Genomic DNA, 20418 nt, shown 5'->3' on the forward strand with positions numbered 1-20418 from the left:
CAGACGAACGGTCTGCCACAACTAATTACGTATCTCGCCTTTACCTCCCAAATAAGCAACTATCCTTAAGCGCAGGCCATCCAAAACAGGGGAGAGCCGGTACACCGGCGCGCGGATCATCGGGAGTAGCTTTCGGGGCGCCAAGCCTTGAAAGGGTTCTGGGGGGTAAACAGCAACTGCATATCCGGTTGCTGCCAGCATCGACTGAGTGATCCGGCGTCGGCTCCACGTATCGAGCGAGGTGACGTCATGAGTATCTTTAGCCACTTCCAACAACGCTTCGAGTCCACACGCCAGGAAGAACTCTCGCTGCAAGAGTATCTTGAACTGTGCAAACAGGACCGCAGCGCCTACGTTTCCGCAGCCGAGCGTCTGTTGCTGGCGATCGGTGAACCGGAGCTGCTCGACACCTCGACCAACTCGAGACTGTCGCGAATCTTTTCCAACAAGGTGATCCGCCGCTATCCGGCCTTTGAAGACTTCCACGGGATGGAAGAATGCATCGACCAGATCGTGTCGTATTTCCGCCATGCCGCTCAGGGCCTGGAGGAAAAGAAACAGATCCTCTACCTGCTCGGCCCCGTCGGCGGTGGTAAATCGTCCCTGGCCGAGAAGCTCAAACAGCTGATCGAGAAAGTGCCCTTCTACGCGATCAAGGGCTCACCGGTATTCGAATCGCCCCTGGGTCTGTTCAACGCCACTGAAGATGGCGCGATCCTCGAGGAAGACTTCGGCATTCCGCGGCGCTACCTCAACACCATCATGTCGCCATGGGCCACCAAGCGCCTGGCCGAGTTCGGTGGCGACATCAGCCAGTTCCGCGTGGTGAAACTGTATCCGTCGATCCTTAACCAGATCGCCGTGGCCAAAACCGAGCCGGGAGATGAAAACAACCAGGACATCTCGGCACTGGTGGGCAAGGTCGATATCCGCAAACTGGAAGAATTCCCGCAAAACGACGCCGACGCCTACAGCTACTCGGGCGCACTGTGCCGGGCCAACCAGGGCCTGATGGAATTCGTCGAAATGTTCAAGGCGCCGATCAAGGTGCTGCACCCGTTGCTGACCGCCACTCAGGAAGGTAACTACAACAGTACCGAGGGCCTGGGGGCGATTCCGTTCACCGGGATCCTGCTGGCCCACTCCAACGAATCGGAATGGCATACATTCCGTAACAACAAGAACAACGAAGCCTTCATCGACCGGATCTACATCGTCAAAGTGCCGTACTGCCTGCGGGTCAGCGACGAAGTGAAGATCTACGACAAGCTCCTGTTCAACAGTTCGCTGGCCAAGGCTCACTGCGCGCCTGACACCCTGAAGATGCTGGCCCAGTTCACCGTGCTCTCGCGCCTCAAGGAGCCGGAAAACTCCAACATCTACTCCAAGATGCGGGTGTATGACGGCGAGAACCTCAAGGACACCGATCCGAAGGCCAAGTCGATCCAGGAATACCGCGACAATGCCGGCGTCGATGAAGGCATGAACGGTCTGTCGACCCGCTTCGCCTTCAAGATCCTGTCGAAAGTGTTCAACTTCGATCCGCACGAAATTGCCGCCAACCCGGTTCATCTGCTCTACGTATTGGAACAACAGATCGAACAGGAACAGTTCCAGGCGGAAACCCGTGAGCGCTACCTGCGCTTCCTGAAGGAGTACCTGGCACCGCGCTATATCGAATTCATCGGCAAGGAAATCCAGACCGCCTATCTCGAGTCCTACAGCGAGTACGGCCAGAACATCTTCGATCGTTATGTGCTGTACGCCGACTTCTGGATCCAGGACCAGGAATATCGCGACCCGGAAACCGGCGAAATCCTCAACCGCGTCGCGTTGAACGAAGAACTGGAGAAAATCGAAAAACCGGCCGGCATCAGCAATCCGAAGGATTTCCGCAACGAAATCGTCAACTTCGTATTGCGCGCCCGGGCCAACAACAATGGCAAGAATCCGACCTGGCTCAGCTACGAAAAACTGCGGGTGGTCATCGAGAAGAAAATGTTCTCCAATACCGAGGACCTCCTGCCAGTCATCAGCTTCAATGCCAAGGCCAGCAAAGAGGATCAACAGAAGCACAACGACTTCGTCACACGGATGGTCGAGCGGGGCTACACCGACAAACAGGTACGACTGCTGTCCGAGTGGTACCTGCGGGTCAGAAAATCACAATAACCCGCTGCCGGTCAGACCGGTTGTCGTCAGCCAGAGGCCTGTGTACACGTTTTCTGTTACACAGGCTTCTGGAAGGTGTTCGAAAGACGGTCGCGAGGTTCAGGCAGTATCAAAAGCGCTTGGGGGAGCGTGAACATCCCTTGGCACGGTCGATGCTGCACAACCGCTCGCCCCTTTCAGGACAGCTTCTAAGGAGCAGTCATGAGCTATGTGATCGACCGACGTCTCAATGGCAAGAACAAGAGCACGGTGAACCGTCAGCGGTTTCTGCGGCGTTACCGTGATCACATTAAAAAGGCTGTCGAAGAGGCGGTCAGCCGGCGCTCCATTACCGATATGGAACACGGCGAACAAATCAGCATCCCCGGCCGCGATATCGACGAGCCGGTGCTTCATCATGGACGCGGCGGAAAGCAGACCGTCGTGCACCCGGGAAACAAGGAATTCACCAGCGGCGAGCATATTGCCCGCCCACCGGGAGGTGGTGGCGGCAGAGGCCCCGGCAAGGCCGGCAACTCGGGCGAAGGGATGGACGAGTTCGTCTTCCAGATCACCCAGGAGGAATTCCTCGAATTCATGTTCGAGGACCTTGAGCTACCGAACCTGGTCAAACGCAACCTGACCGGCACCGATACCTTCAAGACGGTTCGTGCCGGTATCAGTAACGAAGGCAATCCGTCGCGGATCAACATCATCCGCACATTGCGCTCGGCCCATGCCCGCAGAATCGCCCTGTCCGGCAGCAGCCGGGCGAAATTGCGCGAAGCCAAGGAAGAACTTCTACGCCTCAAACGGGATGAACCGGACAATTTCGGCGATATTCAGGAAATCGAAGCAGAAATCGAAAAACTCAGCGCACGCATACATCGTGTTCCGTTTCTCGACACCTTCGACCTCAAATACAACCTGCTCATCAAACAACCCAACCCGAGTTCCAAGGCGGTCATGTTCTGCCTGATGGACGTATCCGGTTCCATGACCCAGGCCACCAAGGATATCGCCAAGCGATTCTTTATCCTGTTGTACCTGTTTCTCAAGCGCAACTACGACAAGATCGACGTCGTGTTCATCCGCCACCACACCAGCGCCAGGGAAGTGGACGAGGAGGAGTTTTTCTACTCCCGCGAAACCGGGGGCACCATCGTTTCCAGCGCCTTGAAACTGATGCAGGAAATCATGGCCGAACGCTATCCGAGCAACGAATGGAACATTTATGCCGCCCAGGCTTCCGATGGCGATAACTGGAACGACGACTCACCGATCTGCCGCGACATTCTGATCAATCAGATCATGCCGTTTGTGCAGTACTACACTTACGTTGAGATCACCCCACGGGAACACCAGGCCCTGTGGTTCGAATACGAACGCATCGCCGAAGCCTTTTCTGACACTTTTGCCCAGCAACAACTGGTCTCGGCCGGGGATATCTATCCGGTCTTCCGTGAACTCTTCCAGCGCAGGTTAGTGACATGACCGCCAAAGAGCAGAAGCGCCAACCCATTTCCACCGGATCCGAATGGACGTTCGAGCTGATCCAGGCCTACGACAAGGAAATCAGTCGTCTGGCGGCTCGGTATGCCCTGGACACCTATCCCAATCAGATCGAAGTGATCACCGCCGAGCAGATGATGGATGCCTACGCCTCCGTCGGCATGCCGCTGGGTTATCACCATTGGTCCTACGGCAAACACTTCCTCAGCACGGAGAAATCCTACAGTCGCGGCCAGATGGGGCTCGCCTACGAGATCGTGATCAACTCGGACCCGTGCATCGCCTATCTGATGGAAGAAAACACCATCTGCATGCAGGCACTGGTTGTCGCTCATGCCTGCTATGGGCATAACAGCTTCTTCAAGGGCAATTACCTGTTTCGAACCTGGACCGATGCCAGCTCGATCATCGATTACCTGGTGTTCGCCAAGCAGTACATCATGCGGTGCGAAGAGCGTCACGGCATCGACGCGGTAGAGGACTTACTCGATTCCTGCCATGCACTGATGAACTATGGCGTTGACCGCTACAAACGCCCCTACCCGATTTCGGCCGAGGAAGAACGTCGCCGGCAAAAGGATCGGGAAGAACATCTGCAGAAACAGATCAATGACCTGTGGCGCACCATTCCTAAAGGCGCGGACAAGTATAGCGACAAGGACGATGCGCGCTTCCCCGCCGAACCTCAGGAAAATATCCTCTACTTCATCGAAAAGCATGCGCCACTGCTGGAGCCCTGGCAGCGGGAAATCGTACGGATCGTGCGCAAGATCGCGCAGTATTTCTACCCACAACGCCAGACCCAGGTGATGAACGAGGGGTGGGCCACCTTCTGGCATTACACCCTGATGAACGACCTGTACGACGAAGGCCTGGTGACCGACGGCTTCATGATGGAATTCCTGACGTCCCATACGAGCGTGGTCTATCAGCCCGGTTTCGATAGCCCCTACTACAACGGCATTAACCCCTACACCCTGGGCTTCGCCATGTACCGGGACATCCGGCGCATGTGCGAAAACCCGACCGAAGAGGACTATCGCTGGTTCCCTGAAATTGCCGGCACTGACTGGCTGTCGAGTATCAAGTTCGCCATGAGCAGCTTCAAGGATGAGAGCTTTATCCTGCAGTACCTGTCACCCAAGGTGATCCGCGACCTGAAGCTGTTCAGCATTCTCGATGACGACCAGAAAGAAGACCTGCTGGTCCCGGCAATTCATGACGAAGGAGGTTACCGCATCATTCGGGAAACCCTGGCGGCGCAGTACAACCTGGGCAATCGCGAACCCAATGTGCAGATCTACAGCATCGACCGGCGAGGCGACCGCTCCCTGACCTTGCGTCACCAGCAACACGACCGAAAACCGTTGGGCGAGTCCACGGAGGAAGTACTCAAGCACCTGCACCGTCTCTGGGGCTTCGACATTCACCTGGAAACCCTGCAAGGGGACCAAGTGATGAAAACCCATCATGTTCCACCCAGAGGCGAGCACGGCGAGGGCGATTACGGCCGACTGGATCTGGCCGTCATCCATCTTTGAATCTGTTTCTGCCTCCGGAAGTTCGACGCAAAGGTTATCCTGTCGAGCTAACGGAGGTTTTTTATGCAGATTTATAAAGTCGGCGGCGCCGTTCGCGATCGCCTGCTGGGCATACCTGTCACCGATATCGATTGGGTCGTGGTCGGCGCCACCGCCGAAGAAATGCTCGCCAAGGGCTTTCGCCCGGTGGGCGCGGACTTCCCGGTGTTTCTTCACCCCAAAAGCGGTGAGGAATACGCCCTTGCCCGGACTGAACGCAAAAGCGGACGCGGGTACGGCGGCTTCACCTTTCACGCAAGCCCGGATGTCACGCTCGAAGAAGACTTGATCCGTCGCGATCTGACCATCAATGCCATGGCAGAAGACGATCAACAAAATTTGACCGATCCCTACCGGGGTCAACATGATCTTGAAGCGCGCCTATTGCGCCATGTTTCTCCCGCTTTCGCCGAAGATCCCCTCCGAGTGCTGCGTGTTGCCCGCTTTGCGGCGCGCTACGCAGAATTGGGATTCACCGTAGCGGCAGAAACCATGGAGCTGATGCGCCAACTCAGCGGTTCAGGCGAACTACAAGCCCTGACAGCGGAACGCAGCTGGAAAGAAATTTCCCGCGCCCTGATGGAAAATCAGCCACAGGTATTCATCGAGGTCCTGCGCGAATGTGGCGCGCTCAAGGTATTGATGCCGGAAATCGACGCGCTGTTCGGCGTACCACAACCCGAAGCCCATCATCCTGAAATCGACACTGGCGTGCATACCTTGAGCGTGCTGGAACAAGCAGCGCTGCACCAACAATCGCTGGCTGTGCGCTGGGCCTGTCTACTGCATGATCTGGGCAAGGGTCTGACGCCAGAAGAAGATTGGCCCCGTCATATTGCCCACGAGCACAAAGGCCTGAAACTGATCAAGGCGGTCAACGAACGCTTCAAGGCACCGAGGGAATGTCAGGAACTGGCGCTGCTGGTGGGTCAGTATCATACCCACGGGCACCGCGCGCTGGAGCTGAAACCGTCGACCTTGCTGGAGTTGCTGCAGAGTTTCGACGTGTACCGTCGGCCGCAACGTTTTGAAGAGTTCATTGCGGCTTGCGAAATGGACGCGCGCGGCCGAAAAGGGCTGGAGCAACGAAGTTATCCACAGGCGGATTATTTACGTGGCGCGGCCAAGGCAGCACGCAGCGTCGCTGTGCAGCCGCTGCTGGAGAAGGGATTCAAGGGACCGGAGCTGGGTGAGGCGATCAAGCGCGAACGCCTCAAGGCGCTGAAGGCTTACAAAGAGGCGGAGTCAGTTTGAAAGCTATCGCGGGCAAGCCCGCCCCCACCGGTGCGAGTCGTTTGTTGATTACGTAACGACGCTAACGTGTGGGAGCGGGCTTGCCCGCGATGGCGTCATCCACCTCACAACAAATTCGAAGGCGTCAGCTGCTGACCACGCCACTCAAACGCCACCGGCGCCAACACCTGATCAATCCGCGCCTCACTCCACAATGTCGCAAAGCTTTTGCCGACGCCCGGGTGCACGCGATCCGGCGCAATCAGCGACAGCGGCCACAACACAAAGGCATTTTTCAGAATTTCCGCCCGCGGCAGAATCAAACCATCGAAGTTGCCCGCCAGATCGCCAAACAGCAGCACGTCGATATCCAGCGGCAGCCCCTTGCGATCCGGCGCGTAACGACCATTGTCCGCCTCGATGAACTTCAACCGACGGTCCAGCTCGATCAGCGGCAGATCGGTGTAGGCCGAGACAACGAAATTGAAAAACGGCCCGCTTTTAATCCCCACTGGCTGGCTTTCGAATACCGCCGAGCAGCGAATATCCACGAGGAAACCTGCCAAAGCTTCCAGGCCAGCCTGCAAATGGGATTCGCGCTCGATATTGCTGCCGAGCCCGAGAAACACCTGAGTCAGCGACATCCGCGCTCGATCTCCACACCTACACCACCCGTGGCAGCCGGGACTGCACCTGGCTTGGTCAACTTCAGGCGCATCCAGGTGATCTTGAATTCGCTCATCAGCACTTCAACCAGTCGCTCGGCAAACGTCTCCACCAGCTGGAACTGCGCCTGCTCGGCAAACGCCTGGATGCGCGAGGAAACGCTCGCGTAATCGAGCGCCAGGGTCAGGTCGTCACCGGCAGCGGCCGGGCGATTATCCCAGGCGAAGCTCAGGTCAAGACGCAAGCACTGCCGGATGCCTCGTTCCCAGTCGTAGGCACCAATCACGGTGTCGACTTCCAGGCCCTCGATAAACACTCTGTCCAAGCACTCTTCTCCGCTGCACGACAAGGGCGCAATGCGCCGTTAGAATCAGGGCGTCCTCGCCCGGAATAGTTAGCATGTTTTGGTTACTGGCGACCCTCGCCTACCTGCTCGGCTCTCTGTCCTTTGCCATTTTGCTCAGCCGCCTGACCGGTAACCCCGATCCGCGAATGAGTGGCTCGGGCAATGCCGGTGCCACCAACATGCTGCGCCTGGCCGGCAAAAAGCTCGCCACCCTGACCTTGCTCGGCGATCTTTGCAAGGGCCTGCTGCCCGTGCTGATCGCAAGCGCTGCGGGTCTTTCGCTGCAGGAACAGGCCTGGATCGGCATCTGCGCCGTCATCGGCCACCTGTTCCCGCTGTACTTCCGCTTTCGCGGTGGCAAGGGTGTCGCCACCGCTGCCGGAATGTTATTGGGCCTCTATCCGCCTGCAGCACTGCTGGCGGCCTGCGCCTGGCTGCTGACGTTCTACCTGACCCGCACCAGCTCGCTCGCCGCATTGATCGCCACGCCGTTGATCCTGCCATTGCTGGCCTGGCAAGAGCCGGCGGCACTGCTACCCATGAGCGCGCTCACAGGGCTGATCGTCTGGCGTCATCGCAGCAATTTACGCGACCTGTTTGCCGGGCGCGAACGGCATTTTTAATACCGCACCGAACACCGCTCATCACAGCGCCGACAATTGCTCCATTGGCCAGCGCGCCTGAACGCTGATCGCCAGGCTTTCGTGCTGACCGGCTTGCAATCGCTGGCAACCGGCGAACGCAATCATCGCACCATTATCCGTGCAGAACTCCGGCCGGGCGTAGAACACATCGCCGCGCATGTCCCCGAGCATTTTTTCCAGTGAAGAACGCAGTGCCTTGTTGGCACTGACGCCCCCAGCGATCACCAGACGCTTCATGCCCGCCTGCTTCAGGGCGCGTTTGCATTTGATGGTCAAAGTCTCCACCACGGCCTGCTGGAACGCCAGCGAGATGTCGCAACGGGCTTGATCGCTGTCGTCCCCGGCGCTGACGCATTGCTGCCAGGTGTTCAGGGCGAAGGTTTTCAAGCCGCTGAAGCTGAACGCCAGGCCGGGACGGTCGCACATCGGACGCGGAAAAGTGAATCGTCCCGCCACTCCTTGCTCCGCCAGACGCGCGATTTCCGGTCCGCCCGGATAATTGAGACCCATCATCTTCGCAGTCTTGTCGAATGCCTCACCGGCCGCGTCGTCGAGGGTTTCGCCCAAGAGCGTGTATTGACCGATACCGTCGACCTGAACGAGCTGCGTATGACCACCCGATACCAACAAAGCGACGAACGGAAATTGCGGCGGTTGCGACTCCAGCATGGGCGCCAGCAAATGGCCTTCCATGTGGTGCACGCCAAGCGCTGGAATGCCCCAGGCAAAGGCCAGCGCCTGGGCGCAGGAAGCGCCCACCAAAAGGGCACCGACCAGCCCCGGACCCGCGGTATACGCGATCGCATCGATCTCGGTCGGCACGCAGTCGGCTTCAGCCAACACCTGACGAATCAAGGGCAGCATGCGTTTGACGTGGTCACGCGAGGCCAGCTCCGGCACCACCCCGCCATAGGCACGGTGCAGGTCGATCTGACTGAACAGCGCGTCAGCCAGCAGGCCGCGCTCACTGTCGTAAAGTGCGACACCGGTTTCGTCGCAGGAGGTTTCTAATCCCAGTACTAGCATGGGTTTGCGCCTTGTTTAGGCTGAATTCGAAGGCGCGCATAATAGTCCCCACGCTATGCGCCGACCAGCGGTTTTCGATCAGAGGCTTTGCATTCCGAGCGATGAGGGGTTAACATCCGCAACCCTTAAAAACCGACGTCTTCAAGTGCTCTTTTGCCACGAGGATGTTGACCCCGGTAATGAATGAAGGTAGCTCTGGATGCCAGCCGTCAAAGTAAAAGAGAACGAACCCTTCGACGTAGCTCTGCGTCGTTTCAAGCGCTCCTGCGAAAAAGCCGGTGTACTGGCTGAAGTTCGTAGCCGCGAATTCTACGAGAAGCCTACTTCTGAGCGTAAGCGTAAAGCAGCAGCCGCTGTTAAGCGTCACGCCAAGAAAGTTCAGCGCGAACAGCGCCGCGCCGTTCGTCTGTACTAATACACAGACGTCCGTAGCAAGCTTCTGCCAAGCCCGGCCCTCAGCCGGGCTAATGGCATTTGCGGAACACGCTTGATGCTTCACCGTCAAAGCCGCAGACGCGACCGAGACAACCCTGCTTCACAGCGTCAGACCTGGCTCTTTTGCCAGCAGTGCACGTCTTTTCTGACGAGCCTTCCAAGGCTACTGACGAGCACACCCACTGATTCCTCTCACGACGATCAGCCCAAGGCACCTTCTTGCGTGCCCGCTTATGAGCGATCCGGGGCCATCGACTGGCCGCAGCGGATTTCAGCGCAATATTTTCAAATAGTCGAATACTGATTGGCACTAACGTCAGTGGATTTTCGGCGGATACACTTCCCGACAGCGATTACGCAGACGACACTGGTCGAGCCGTATATTTTGTGCGCCTCAAACAACGACCCGCATTCGGCTGCCTTTTGTTTCGGTTCATTTCAGCGCAGATGACGAGAACGCCATGGCCGGGCTAATTCCCCAGAGCTTCATTGACGACCTTCTGAACCGCACCGACATCGTCGACGTGGTCAGCTCGCGCCTGCAAATGAAAAAGGCTGGCAAGAATTACACCGCCTGCTGCCCTTTTCACAAAGAAAAAACCCCGTCCTTCAGCGTCAGCCCCGACAAACAGTTCTATTACTGCTTCGGCTGCGGCGCTGGCGGCAATGCCCTCGGCTTCATGATGGACCACGACAACCTGGATTTCGTCCAGGCTGTCGAAGAACTGGCCAAAGCCGCCGGCATGGAAATCCCCCGCGAAGAAAGCGGCCGCCCGCACAAACCGCGGCAGCCGACCGATTCGCCGCTGTACCCGCTGCTCACCGCAGCCGCCGACTTTTACCGTCAGGCCTTGAAAAGTCATCCATCGCGCAAAGCCGCCGTGGATTATCTGAAGGGTCGTGGGCTGACGGGCGAAATCGCCCGGGATTTCGGCCTCGGCTTCGCGCCACCTGGCTGGGACAACCTGTTCAAGCACTTGAGCAGCGATACCCTGCAACAAAAAGCCATGGTCGATGCCGGCCTGCTGATCGAGAACGCCGAAACCGGCAAACGCTATGACCGCTTCCGCGATCGGGTGATGTTTCCGATCCGCGACAGCCGTGGGCGCATCATTGCTTTCGGTGGCCGGGTATTGGGTGACGACAAGCCCAAATACCTGAACTCACCGGAAACGCCGGTATTCCATAAAGGCCAGGAACTCTACGGCCTTTACGAAGCCCGCAAGAACAATCGCAACCTTGACGAAATCATCGTCGTCGAAGGCTACATGGATGTTATCGCGCTCGCCCAGCAAGGCTTGCGCAATGCGGTAGCGACCTTGGGCACCGCCACCAGCGAAGAGCACTTGAAACGACTGTTTCGCGTCGTGCCCAACGTGCTGTTCTGCTTCGACGGCGACCAGGCCGGCCGTAATGCCGCGTGGCGAGCGCTGGAAGCCACCCTGCCCTGCCTGCAAGACGGGCGTCGGGCGCGCTTCCTGTTCCTGCCGGAGGGCGAAGACCCGGATACCCTGGTCCGCTCCGAAGGCACCGACGCTTTCCGCGCGCGCATCAACCAGCATGCCCAGCCACTGGCGGACTATTTTTTCCAGCAGCTGATTGAAGAATCGGACCCGCGCTCGCTCGAAGGCAAGGCCCACATGGCCACCCTCGCCGCGCCGCTGATCGACAAAGTCCCGGGCGCCAACCTGCGCATCCTGATGCGTCAACGGCTGAGCGAGATCACCGGCCTTAGCGGTGAAGCGGTGAGCCAGCTGGTGCAAAGCGCCCCCCAGCAAGCGCCACCGGCGTATGACCCGGGTATCGATTACGACGCCATGCCGGACTACAGCGACTACCATCAGCCGCAAGCACAAGAGATGTACGTGCCGCAGCAGGAATGGACGCCGAAGAAGCCCGGCGCCGGCGGTAAAAAATGGGACAAGAAACCCTGGGACAAGAACGGCAAGCGCGGCGGTGATCGCGATCAACCCCGCGCACCACGGGTGCCGGCTGCCGTCGAACCGCCCACCCTGGCCGCGCTGCGAACGCTGTTGCATCACCCGCAACTGGCCGAAAAAGTCGAGGATGCCGGGCACTTTGCTGCCGAGGACCACACTAATACGCAATTGCTGGTGGCACTGCTCGAAGCCGTGCAGAAGAATCCCAAGCTAAACTCATTTCAGTTGATCGCGCGCTGGCACGGCACCGAGCAAGGACGTTTGCTCAAGGCGCTGGCGGAAAAGGAATGGCTGATTGACGGAGATAACCTTGAACAACAGTTTTTCGACACCATTAATAGCTTGTCAGCCCGCCAACGCGAGCGAAACCTGGAACAACTGCTCAGGAAAGCACGTCAAAGTGAACTGACCAGCGATGAGAAAAATCAACTGCGCGACCTTTTAAGTCGCAATGTTTCCGCATCAAGCCCGACCTCAACTGGCGCGTGAGGTCATAGCTCAGGTATAATCCTCGGCTTGTTTTTTGCCCGCCAAGACCTTCAGTGGATAGGGTGTTATGTCCGGAAAAGCGCAACAGCAGTCTCGTATCAAAGAGTTGATCACACTTGGTCGTGAGCAGGGCTACCTGACTTACGCGGAGGTCAACGACCACCTGCCGGAGGATATTTCAGATCCGGAACAGGTGGAAGACATCATCCGCATGATCAATGACATGGGGATCAACGTATTCGAGGTTGCGCCAGATAAGGATTCCCTTATGCTGGCCGACGCCGATACCGACGAAGCCGCGGCCGAAGAGGCAGCTGCAGCGTTGGCAGCGGTCGAGACCGACATTGGTCGCACCACCGACCCGGTGCGCATGTACATGCGCGAAATGGGTACGGTAGAGCTCCTCACACGTGAAGGCGAAATTGAAATCGCCAAGCGTATTGAAGAGGGCATCCGCGAAGTGATGGGCGCAATCGCGCACTTCCCTGGCACGGTTGACCATATTCTCTCCGAATACACTCGCGTCACCACCGAAGGTGGCCGCCTGTCCGACGTCCTGAGCGGTTATATCGACCCGGACGACGGCATTGCGCCGCCTGCTGCCGAAGTGCCACCGCCTGTCGATCCGAAAGCCGTGAAAGCGGACGACGACACCGATGACGATGACGCCGACGCCACCGATGACGAAGAAGAAGCCGAAAGCGGTCCGGATCCGGTCATCGCAGCACAGCGTTTTGGCGCTGTCTCCGATCAGATGGAAATCACCCGCAAGGCGCTGAAGAAGCACGGGCGTGGTAACAAGCTGGCAATCGCCGAGCTGGTTGCCCTGGCTGAGCTGTTCATGCCGATCAAACTGGTTCCGAAGCAATTCGAAGGCCTGGTCGAGCGTGTTCGCAGTGCCCTGGATCGTCTGCGTCAGCAAGAGCGCGCGATCATGCAGCTTTGCGTGCGTGATGCCCGCATGCCGCGTGCCGACTTCCTGCGCCAGTTCCCGGGCAATGAAGTCGACGAAAGCTGGACCGATGCACTGGCCAAAGGCAAAAGCAAATACGCTGAAGCCATTGGTCGCCTGCAGCCGGACATCATTCGTTGCCAGCAGAAGCTGACCGCGCTGCAAACCGAAACCGGTTTGACGATTGCCGAGATCAAGGACATCAACCGTCGCATGTCGATCGGTGAGGCCAAGGCCCGCCGCGCGAAGAAAGAGATGGTCGAAGCCAACTTGCGTCTGGTGATCTCCATCGCCAAGAAGTACACCAACCGTGGCCTGCAATTCCTCGATCTGATCCAGGAAGGCAACATTGGCTTGATGAAAGCGGTAGACAAGTTCGAATACCGCCGCGGCTACAAATTCTCGACTTATGCCACCTGGTGGATCCGTCAGGCGATCACTCGCTCGATCGCCGACCAGGCCCGCACCATCCGTATTCCGGTGCACATGATCGAGACGATCAACAAGCTCAACCGTATTTCCCGGCAAATGTTGCAGGAAATGGGTCGCGAACCGACCCCGGAAGAGCTGGGCGAACGCATGGAAATGCCTGAGGACAAGATCCGCAAGGTATTGAAGATCGCTAAAGAGCCGATCTCCATGGAAACCCCGATCGGTGATGACGAAGACTCCCATCTGGGTGACTTCATCGAAGACTCGACCATGCAGTCGCCAATCGATGTCGCTACCGTTGAGAGCCTTAAAGAAGCGACGCGCGAAGTCTTGTCCGGCCTCACTGCCCGTGAAGCCAAAGTGCTGCGCATGCGCTTCGGTATCGACATGAATACCGACCACACCCTCGAGGAGGTTGGTAAGCAGTTCGACGTTACCCGTGAGCGGATTCGTCAGATCGAAGCCAAGGCGCTGCGCAAGCTGCGCCACCCGACGAGAAGCGAGCATCTACGCTCCTTCCTCGACGAGTGATCACAGAACCCCCGGCCCAGGCCGGGGGTTTTGCTTTTTACAGATAAAATTCCCCACGCTTCACTCCCGCCTGATTGCCCGTCTACACTCGAAACATTCCCCGTGCCGCAACGAGATTGTTATGCCCAGACTGCCGACCGTGCTTTTTTTGCTGTCGCTGATTACCTGGACCGCAACGGCTGGCGCGCTGACTCTGACCGACGAAGAACGTAGCTGGCTGGCGGCTCACCCGGACTTGCGCCTGGGCGTGGATGCATCCTGGCCGCCCTTCGAGTTTCGCGACGATCAGGGCCGCTACCAGGGGCTTGCTGCGGACTACATCAGCATGATTCAGCAACGCCTGGCCATCAAGCTCACGCCCATCGAGCCGGTCAGCTGGACGGTTGTCCTCGAACAGGCCAAACAAGCGAAGCTGGACCTGTTGCCGGGCATCATGTCCACCCCGGAGCGCCAGAATTACCTGTCGTTCACCCGTCCTTACCTGGACTTTCCGATTGTCATTCTTGCCCATGTCGGAGGTCCCCAGCCGCGCAAACTGGAAGACCTGTATGGGCTGAAAATCGCCGTGGTGGAAAATTACGCTCCCCATGAGCTGCTGCGCACGCACCATCCTGACCTTAACCTGGTGGCATTGCCCAACGTCAGCTCAGCCTTGCAGGCGCTAGCCACCGATGAGGTGGACGCCGTGGTCGGCGATCTCGCCTCCAGCATCTGGAGCCTGCGCCAGCTCAAGCTCGACGGACTGTATGTCAGCGGTGAGACGCCCTATCGCTATCAACTGGCCATGGGCGTGCCCAAGGACAACAAGATACTGGTGGGCATCCTGGACAAGGTCCTGGCCAATATGACCCCGGAAGAAATCAGTGCCATTCAAGAGCACTGGGTCGGCAACGTCATCGATCATCGAAGGTTCTGGTCCGATTTGCTGGTTTATGGCCTGCCCGGACTACTGCTGCTGATCGGCGGGTTGGCGATGGTGATCCGGGTCAACCGCCGCCTGAGTTCGGAAATCGCCCGCCGGGTCGATCTGGAACAGGAACTGCGCACTAGCGAATACCACTACCGCGGACTGGTAGAAAGTCTTTCGGCCATCGCCTGGGAAGCCAGGATCACTGACTTCACCTACAGCTACGTATCGCCCCATGCCGAGGATCTGCTCGGTTACCCCCTGTCTCACTGGCTGATTCCGGGCTTCTGGCGCAACATCATCCACCCCGCCGACCTGACCCGCGCCCAGACCTTCTGCGATCAGGAAGTCCTGGCCGGGCGCGATCACAGCCTCGATTACCGGGTCATCACCGCCGACGGTCGCTGCCTGTGGGTGCGTGACATCGTCAGCCTGATCGAGCACGGCCATGAACCGGTGATGCGCGGCCTGATGATCGACATCAGCGATGCCAAGCGCACCGAAGAAGCGTTGCGCCTGTCGGAACAGAAGTTCGCCTCGGTATTCCAGCAATGCCCGGACATTCTTGTTATTGCGCGGCTCTCTGACGGTTGTTTACTGGAGGTCAACGAAGCGTTCGAAGAACAAATCGGTCTCAGGGCCGAAGATGTCGTCGGCCAGACCGCCCCCGACCTGAACATCTGGGGCATCCCCGGCGTCGGGCCGGGCTTGTTGCAGCGATTGCAGGCCGGCAGCATCCGCAACCTGGAGATGCCCTTTCGTCGCAATAATGGCCAGGTGTTTACCGGCCTGATTTCCGCCGAACCCTTCGACCTCGACACCACCCTTGCGGTAGTGGTCGTCGTACGCGATATCAGTCAGCTCAAGGAAACCCAACAACAGCTGCAAACCTCCGAAGAGAAATTCGCCAAGGCCTTCCATGCGTCTCCGGACGGCTTGCTGCTGTCCCGGCAAAGCGACGGCTTGCTGCTGGAGGTCAACGAAGGGTTTAGCCGCATCACCGGCTTCAACAGCGCAATGTCGGTGGATCGTTCGGCTCTGGAGTTGGGGATCTGGGTCAATCTCAACGAACGCAAACAAATGCTCGACCTGCTGCACCGTGACGGTTTCGTGCGCGACTTCAGCTGCCACATCCGCCGCAGCGACGGTCAGATCCGCCTCTGCGAAGTGTCCAGCCGCCCGCTGCCGATCGGCGACGAAGATTGCATGCTGACCATCGCCCGAGACATCACCGAGCGGCACTTGATGCAGGAGAAACTGCAACAGGCCGCCACCGTGTTCGAAAGCACCGCCGAAGGGGTGTTGATCACCGACACGCAACAACACATCAGTGCGGTCAACCGCGCGTTTACCGAAATCACCGGCTACAGCGAGAGCGAAGCCTTGGGCCACACCCCGCGCCTGCTCGCCTCGGGCCTGCACGACAGCGCGTTCTATGCGGCGATGTGGCATCAACTGACCGCCGAAGGGCATTGGCAGGGCGAGATTTCCAATCGCCGCAAGAACGGTGAGCTCTACCCGAGCTGGCTGACCATCAGCGCGGTGCGCAACCGGGACAAATTCATCACCCACTTCGTGGCCGTGTTCGCGGACATTTCCAGCCTCAAACACGCCCAGGCCAAACTCGACTACCAGGCTCACCACGACCCGCTGACCGGCCTGCCGAACCGCACCCTGTTCGAGAGCCGGCTGCAGACCGCGCTCAACAACCAACAGGAAAACGGCGGCCAGGGCGCCGTGCTGTTCCTCGACCTGGACCGCTTCAAACATATCAACGACAGCCTGGGACACCCGGTCGGCGACCTGTTGCTCAAAGGCATCGCCGTGCGCCTCAAGGAGCAACTGCGCGACATCGATACCGTGGCGCGCCTGGGCGGCGACGAATTCATCATCCTGCTCCCCGGCCTGCAGCAATCCAGTGACGCCGACAACATCGCGATCAAGCTGCTCAATTGCTTCGGCGCGCCCTTCCAGGCCGGCGAGCACGAGTTTTTCATCAGTGCCAGCATTGGCACCAGCCTCTATCCAAAAGACGGCTGTGACGTCGCCACCCTGGTCAAGAACGCCGACGCAGCGATGTATCGCTCCAAAGCCAAGGGTCGCAATCGGGTCGAAAGCTATACCCGCGACCTCACCGCCCAAGCCAGCGAGCGCATCGCGCTGGAGCATGAACTGCGACGCGCCATCGAGCGCAACGAGCTGTTCCTGCACTATCAGCCGAAGATCAGCCTCGACGACCATCGCCTGGTCGGCGCCGAAGCACTCATTCGCTGGCGCCACCCGACCTTTGGCGATGTGCCGCCAGAACACTTCATTCCCCTGGCCGAAGAAAACGGCATGATCCTGCAGATCGGCGACTGGGTACTCGAGACCGCCTGCCGGCAGATGTACGAATGGAACCAGGTCTACGAATGCCTCGGCCCCCTGTCCGTCAACCTCGCCGGCGCGCAACTGCGCCAGCCGAACCTGCTCGGCCGCATCGAACAATTGCTCAAGGACAACGGCCTCAGACCGGATCTTCTGCAACTGGAAATTACCGAAAACTTCATCATGAGCCAGGCCGAAGAAGCGCTGGCGGTGCTGCATCAACTCAAACACCTGGGCGTGCAACTGGCAATCGACGACTTCGGCACCGGCTACTCGTCCCTGAGCTACCTCAAACGCCTGCCGCTGGACATCCTCAAGATCGACCAGTCCTTCGTCCGCGGCCTGCCGGACGATCCCCACGACGCGGCCATCGTTCGCGCCATTATCGCCCTGGGTCGCAGCATGCAATTCACCGTGATTGCCGAGGGCGTGGAGACCCTCGCGCAGGAGCAATTCCTCGCCGCGGAAGGCTGTGAACAGATCCAGGGCTACATCGTCAGCCTGCCCCTGCCACCGGCTGAATTCGCCGCGACGTTTCTTCGTACAGCCATATTGGATTTTTCGGATAGCACAGCCGAGAAACCATCGCTATAATCCGCGACCTACTGAGGGCCTATAGCTCAGTTGGTTAGAGCAGAGGACTCATAATCCTTTGGTCCACGGTTCAAGTCCGTGTGGGCCCACCATACTCAAAGCCGCGCATTGCGCGGCTTTCGCGTTTCTGGCGGAACCATCTCCGACGCAGTCCTATGGTCCAAGGGTACAATTTAGGTACAGTGCTTGTTCGCCAGCCGCCTAGGAGCACCCTCTCATGGCTACTCTCGTAAAGACCCCTTCCGGCACGTAGAAGGCACTCATTCGCAAAACTGGCTGGCCTACCGTCGCCAAAACCTTCCGCACCAAGCGTGATGCGGAGAACTGGTCAAGGCGCACTGAAGACGAAATGGTCCAAGGCGTCTATATCCGACGCAGCGGTTCTGAGCGTATGACGCTGGAAGCGGCCCTCACACGCTATCTCAGCGATATCACCCCCACTAAGAAACCCACCACGCAGCGTGGTGAAATATCCAAAGCCAAAAAGCTGATCGAGCACCTGGGAAAATACTCACTGGCTGCCCTCTCCGCGGAAATCATCGCAGACTATCGCGACAAGCGACTGAACGAACCCAGCCGTAACGGAAACATCAGCAACAACACCGTGCGCCTTGAACTGGCCCTTTTGAGTAACCTGTACACAGTAGCTATCCAAGAGTGGGGACTAGGGCTGACGTTCAACCCAGTGTTGAATATTCGTAAGCCAAGTCCCGGTGATGGCAGAGACCGACGCCTATCACCAGACGAAGAGCGGAGATTGCTCGCTGCCGTAAATGCGTACAGCAACCCAATGCTGGGATGGATTGTTCGCATCGCTCTAGAAACGGGTATGCGCTCTTCTGAGATTTCGTCCCTACGTCGCCCTCAGGTCGATTTGGTTAAGCGCGTCATACGCCTCTCAGATACGAAAAACGATACATCCAGAACCGTGCCCCTGAGCAGGCACGCCAAAGAAACCTTCCAGGCAGCAATGAATAACCCTGTGCGCCCAATTGACTGCGACCTGGTGTTCTTTGGTGAACCCGGTAAGGATGGGAAACGCCGCCCGTATACCTTCACAAAGATTTGGGGCCAGTTGAAGAAAAAGCTCGGACTACCAGACTTTAGATTTCACGACCTGCGCCATGAGGCAGTGAGCAGACTCGTAGAGGTGGACTGTCAGACCAAGAGGTATCCGCAATCAGCGTGGACTTGCCCCTACCAAACCGGACACCAATTCCCCGTTAAATTGATGCTGCCGCTAAGCGCCTGAACTCCCTCGGAGAGCGATAGTTCAAGGCGCTGTGTGGATGCTGCTCGTTGTAGTGTTCGAAGGCAATTGCCAAATTACGCAGTGCGGTTTCCCGATCCGGTTTGGGCATGTGTGCCACATAGTCACGCTTGATCGTCTTCACGAAGCTCTCAGCCATGCCGTTGCTCTGCGGGCTGCGCACCGGTGTGGTCACCGGCTGCAAACCGATTTGTCGAGCAAACAGGCGTGTCTGTTCGGCGGTGGACGCCGAGCCGTTGTCGCTTAGCCATTGCACCGGCGTAGCGGGCAGTCGATCACCAAAGCGCTTCTCCACGCTTTCCAGCATCAAGTCGCGGATATCATCGCCGCAGTACCCGGTCGGGCTCGCGACCCAGCCGATGGCTTCGCGATCACAGCAATCGAGGGCGAAGGTCACGCTCAGTTTGGCACCGTCCTCGCAACGGAACTCAAAGCCGTCCGAGCACCAACGCGTATCGCTGGTTTCCACCGCAATACGGCCTTCGTGCCGACGCGGCACGCCGGGCTGTTTGATCCGGCGCTCAAGCAAAAGGTTGTGGTCACGCATCACCCGGTAAACCCGTTTCACGTTGACCGCCGGCAGCGACCGCTTTTCACGTGCACGACGCAGCAGTCCCCAGACGCGACGGTATCCATAGCTGGGCAGTTCGCTGACCTCTTGCTGGATTTCAGCGACCAGCTCTACATCGTTCACAGGCCTGCTTCGCCGCACTTTGGGCGATACCGATTGCTTGATTCGAACCGTTAATTGCGAACGCGCCACACCGAGACATTCGCTGACCAGCTTCACTGGTCGTCCCCCGGCAACAAGGGTGAGTGCGCAATCCATTTTTGCGACCGGGCGATCTCCACGGCCTCTTTGAGGATTTCGGCTTCCATCGTTTTCTTGCCCAGCATCCGTTGCAGTTCACGGATCTGCTTGAGCGCATCGCTCAGCTCGGAGGCAGGCACCACGACTTCGCCAGCACTGACCGCCGACAGGCTGCCGTCCTGATACAACTTGCGCCACAGGAACAGTTGGTTGGCATTGATGCCGTTGCGCCGAGCGACGACCGACACACTTTGTCCTGGCTCAAGGCTCTCGCGAACCATGGCCAGTTTTTGCTCCGGGCTCCAGCGGCGCCGCCGCTCCTGGCCCAAAAGCTCCCCACTCTTATCGTTGCTGTTAGTCATAAACATAACCGTTTGCCTATCCCTTATCGTAAGGGGGAAACGGTGTCCTGTCTTTCACGGGGCTCGTTCATCCCCTCAAAAGCTACCCTTAATGGTCACACGCCATACATTAAGGTCTAGAGGACTCTCAAAAGAATTGCTCAAGCAGTTGAGTGCTGGTGTTACTTCAG

13 protein-coding genes, 1 tRNA gene and 1 pseudogene are annotated in these 20418 nt (G+C 58.3%); 11 read left to right on the top strand and 4 right to left on the bottom strand.

The features are described 5' to 3' along the window. Positions 1-249: 249 nt before the first annotated feature. The 4 genes from J2W17_RS28730 to J2W17_RS28745 all read left to right on the top strand — a co-directional run bounded on the left by J2W17_RS28730 (position 250) and on the right by J2W17_RS28745 (position 6497). On the top strand, positions 250-2172 hold the full coding sequence (locus J2W17_RS28730) for a PrkA family serine protein kinase (RefSeq protein WP_045059965.1): 1923 nt from the start codon (positions 250-252) through the stop codon (positions 2170-2172). A 201-nt stretch (positions 2173-2373) separates the two neighbouring features. Further along, positions 2374-3645 (top strand): YeaH/YhbH family protein, encoded by a 1272-nt coding sequence (locus J2W17_RS28735; protein ID WP_010467159.1) that lies wholly within the window; start codon positions 2374-2376, stop codon positions 3643-3645. After that, positions 3642-5204 (top strand): SpoVR family protein, encoded by a 1563-nt coding sequence (locus J2W17_RS28740; protein ID WP_307342934.1) that lies wholly within the window; start codon positions 3642-3644, stop codon positions 5202-5204. The genes J2W17_RS28735 and J2W17_RS28740 overlap by 4 nt, the downstream gene beginning before the upstream one ends. A 63-nt stretch (positions 5205-5267) precedes the next feature. Further along, positions 5268-6497: a multifunctional CCA addition/repair protein gene (locus J2W17_RS28745; RefSeq protein ID WP_307342937.1), complete on the top strand. Its 1230-nt coding sequence runs from the start codon at positions 5268-5270 to the stop codon at positions 6495-6497. Positions 6498-6601: 104 nt separating this feature from the next. Here the strand turns inward: J2W17_RS28745 and folK are convergent, their stop codons facing one another. Continuing rightward, positions 6602-7120 carry a 2-amino-4-hydroxy-6-hydroxymethyldihydropteridine diphosphokinase gene (gene folK, locus J2W17_RS28750; protein ID WP_307342940.1) on the bottom strand — a complete coding sequence of 173 codons (519 nt, stop codon included), beginning with the start codon at positions 7118-7120 and terminating at the stop codon, positions 6602-6604. Then, the gene (folB, locus tag J2W17_RS28755) at positions 7111-7467 is read right to left on the bottom strand and encodes a dihydroneopterin aldolase (RefSeq protein ID WP_008051601.1); all 357 of its coding nucleotides are present in this window, start codon (positions 7465-7467) and stop codon (positions 7111-7113) included. Before folB ends, folK begins: the two co-directional genes overlap by 10 nt. 74 nt (positions 7468-7541) lie before the next feature. Here folB and plsY point away from each other — a divergent pair, with 74 nt between their 5' ends. After that, the gene (gene plsY / locus J2W17_RS28760; RefSeq protein WP_307342944.1) at positions 7542-8111 is read left to right on the top strand and encodes a glycerol-3-phosphate 1-O-acyltransferase PlsY; all 570 of its coding nucleotides are present in this window, start codon (positions 7542-7544) and stop codon (positions 8109-8111) included. A gap of 21 nt (positions 8112-8132) precedes the next feature. Here plsY and tsaD read toward each other — a convergent pair whose 3' ends face one another. Continuing rightward, entirely contained in the window at positions 8133-9158 is a 1026-nt protein-coding gene (tsaD, locus tag J2W17_RS28765; RefSeq protein WP_307342947.1) for a tRNA (adenosine(37)-N6)-threonylcarbamoyltransferase complex transferase subunit TsaD, read from the bottom strand. Positions 9159-9357: 199 nt separating this feature from the next. On the opposite strand from tsaD, the gene rpsU reads away from it, so the two are divergent. From rpsU to J2W17_RS28795, 6 genes and pseudogenes are all read left to right on the top strand, one after another. Next, a complete protein-coding gene (gene rpsU, locus J2W17_RS28770) occupies positions 9358-9573 on the top strand; it encodes a 30S ribosomal protein S21 (protein WP_002551877.1) in 216 nt (71 codons plus the stop codon). A 481-nt stretch (positions 9574-10054) separates the two neighbouring features. Next, on the top strand, positions 10055-12022 hold the full coding sequence (gene dnaG, locus J2W17_RS28775) for a DNA primase (protein ID WP_307342951.1): 1968 nt from the start codon (positions 10055-10057) through the stop codon (positions 12020-12022). A 67-nt stretch (positions 12023-12089) separates the two neighbouring features. After that, entirely contained in the window at positions 12090-13937 is a 1848-nt protein-coding gene (gene rpoD / locus J2W17_RS28780; protein WP_154852355.1) for an RNA polymerase sigma factor RpoD, read from the top strand. Positions 13938-14058: 121 nt separating this feature from the next. After that, complete coding sequence (locus tag J2W17_RS28785; RefSeq protein WP_307342957.1) at positions 14059-17805, top strand: bifunctional diguanylate cyclase/phosphodiesterase; 3747 nt, start codon at positions 14059-14061, stop codon at positions 17803-17805. 15 nt (positions 17806-17820) lie between these two features. Next, a tRNA-Ile gene (locus J2W17_RS28790) sits at positions 17821-17897 on the top strand. 170 nt (positions 17898-18067) lie between these two features. After that, positions 18068-18990 (top strand): annotated as a pseudogene (locus tag J2W17_RS28795) (site-specific integrase); the annotation flags it as partial. A gap of 38 nt (positions 18991-19028) precedes the next feature. Here J2W17_RS28795 and J2W17_RS28800 read toward each other — a convergent pair. After that, positions 19029-20248 (bottom strand): IS3 family transposase gene (locus J2W17_RS28800; protein WP_373460053.1). Its coding sequence is split into 2 segments (ribosomal slippage): positions 19029-19909 and positions 19909-20248, totalling 1221 coding nucleotides; the frame shifts between segments, so codons are not numbered across the junction. Between the last annotated feature and the right edge of the window lie 170 nt (positions 20249-20418).

It is taken from the genome of Pseudomonas lini, from assembly GCF_030812475.1.
Lineage (GTDB): Bacteria > Pseudomonadota > Gammaproteobacteria > Pseudomonadales > Pseudomonadaceae > Aquipseudomonas > Aquipseudomonas lini_A.

Bases quoted from the DNA above. Each gene is read 5' to 3' on its own strand.
- J2W17_RS28730 (WP_045059965.1), top strand. From the start codon at position 250: ATGAGTATCTTTAGCCACTTCCAACAACGCTTCGAGTCCACACGCCAG.
- J2W17_RS28735 (WP_010467159.1), top strand. From the start codon at position 2,374: ATGAGCTATGTGATCGACCGACGTCTCAATGGCAAGAACAAGAGCACG.
- J2W17_RS28740 (WP_307342934.1), top strand. From the start codon at position 3,642: ATGACCGCCAAAGAGCAGAAGCGCCAACCCATTTCCACCGGATCCGAA.
- J2W17_RS28745 (WP_307342937.1), top strand. From the start codon at position 5,268: ATGCAGATTTATAAAGTCGGCGGCGCCGTTCGCGATCGCCTGCTGGGC.
- folK (WP_307342940.1), bottom strand. From the start codon at position 7,120: ATGTCGCTGACTCAGGTGTTTCTCGGGCTCGGCAGCAATATCGAGCGC.
- plsY (WP_307342944.1), top strand. From the start codon at position 7,542: ATGTTTTGGTTACTGGCGACCCTCGCCTACCTGCTCGGCTCTCTGTCC.
- tsaD (WP_307342947.1), bottom strand. From the start codon at position 9,158: ATGCTAGTACTGGGATTAGAAACCTCCTGCGACGAAACCGGTGTCGCA.
- rpsU (WP_002551877.1), top strand. From the start codon at position 9,358: ATGCCAGCCGTCAAAGTAAAAGAGAACGAACCCTTCGACGTAGCTCTG.
- dnaG (WP_307342951.1), top strand. From the start codon at position 10,055: ATGGCCGGGCTAATTCCCCAGAGCTTCATTGACGACCTTCTGAACCGC.
- rpoD (WP_154852355.1), top strand. From the start codon at position 12,090: ATGTCCGGAAAAGCGCAACAGCAGTCTCGTATCAAAGAGTTGATCACA.
- J2W17_RS28785 (WP_307342957.1), top strand. From the start codon at position 14,059: ATGCCCAGACTGCCGACCGTGCTTTTTTTGCTGTCGCTGATTACCTGG.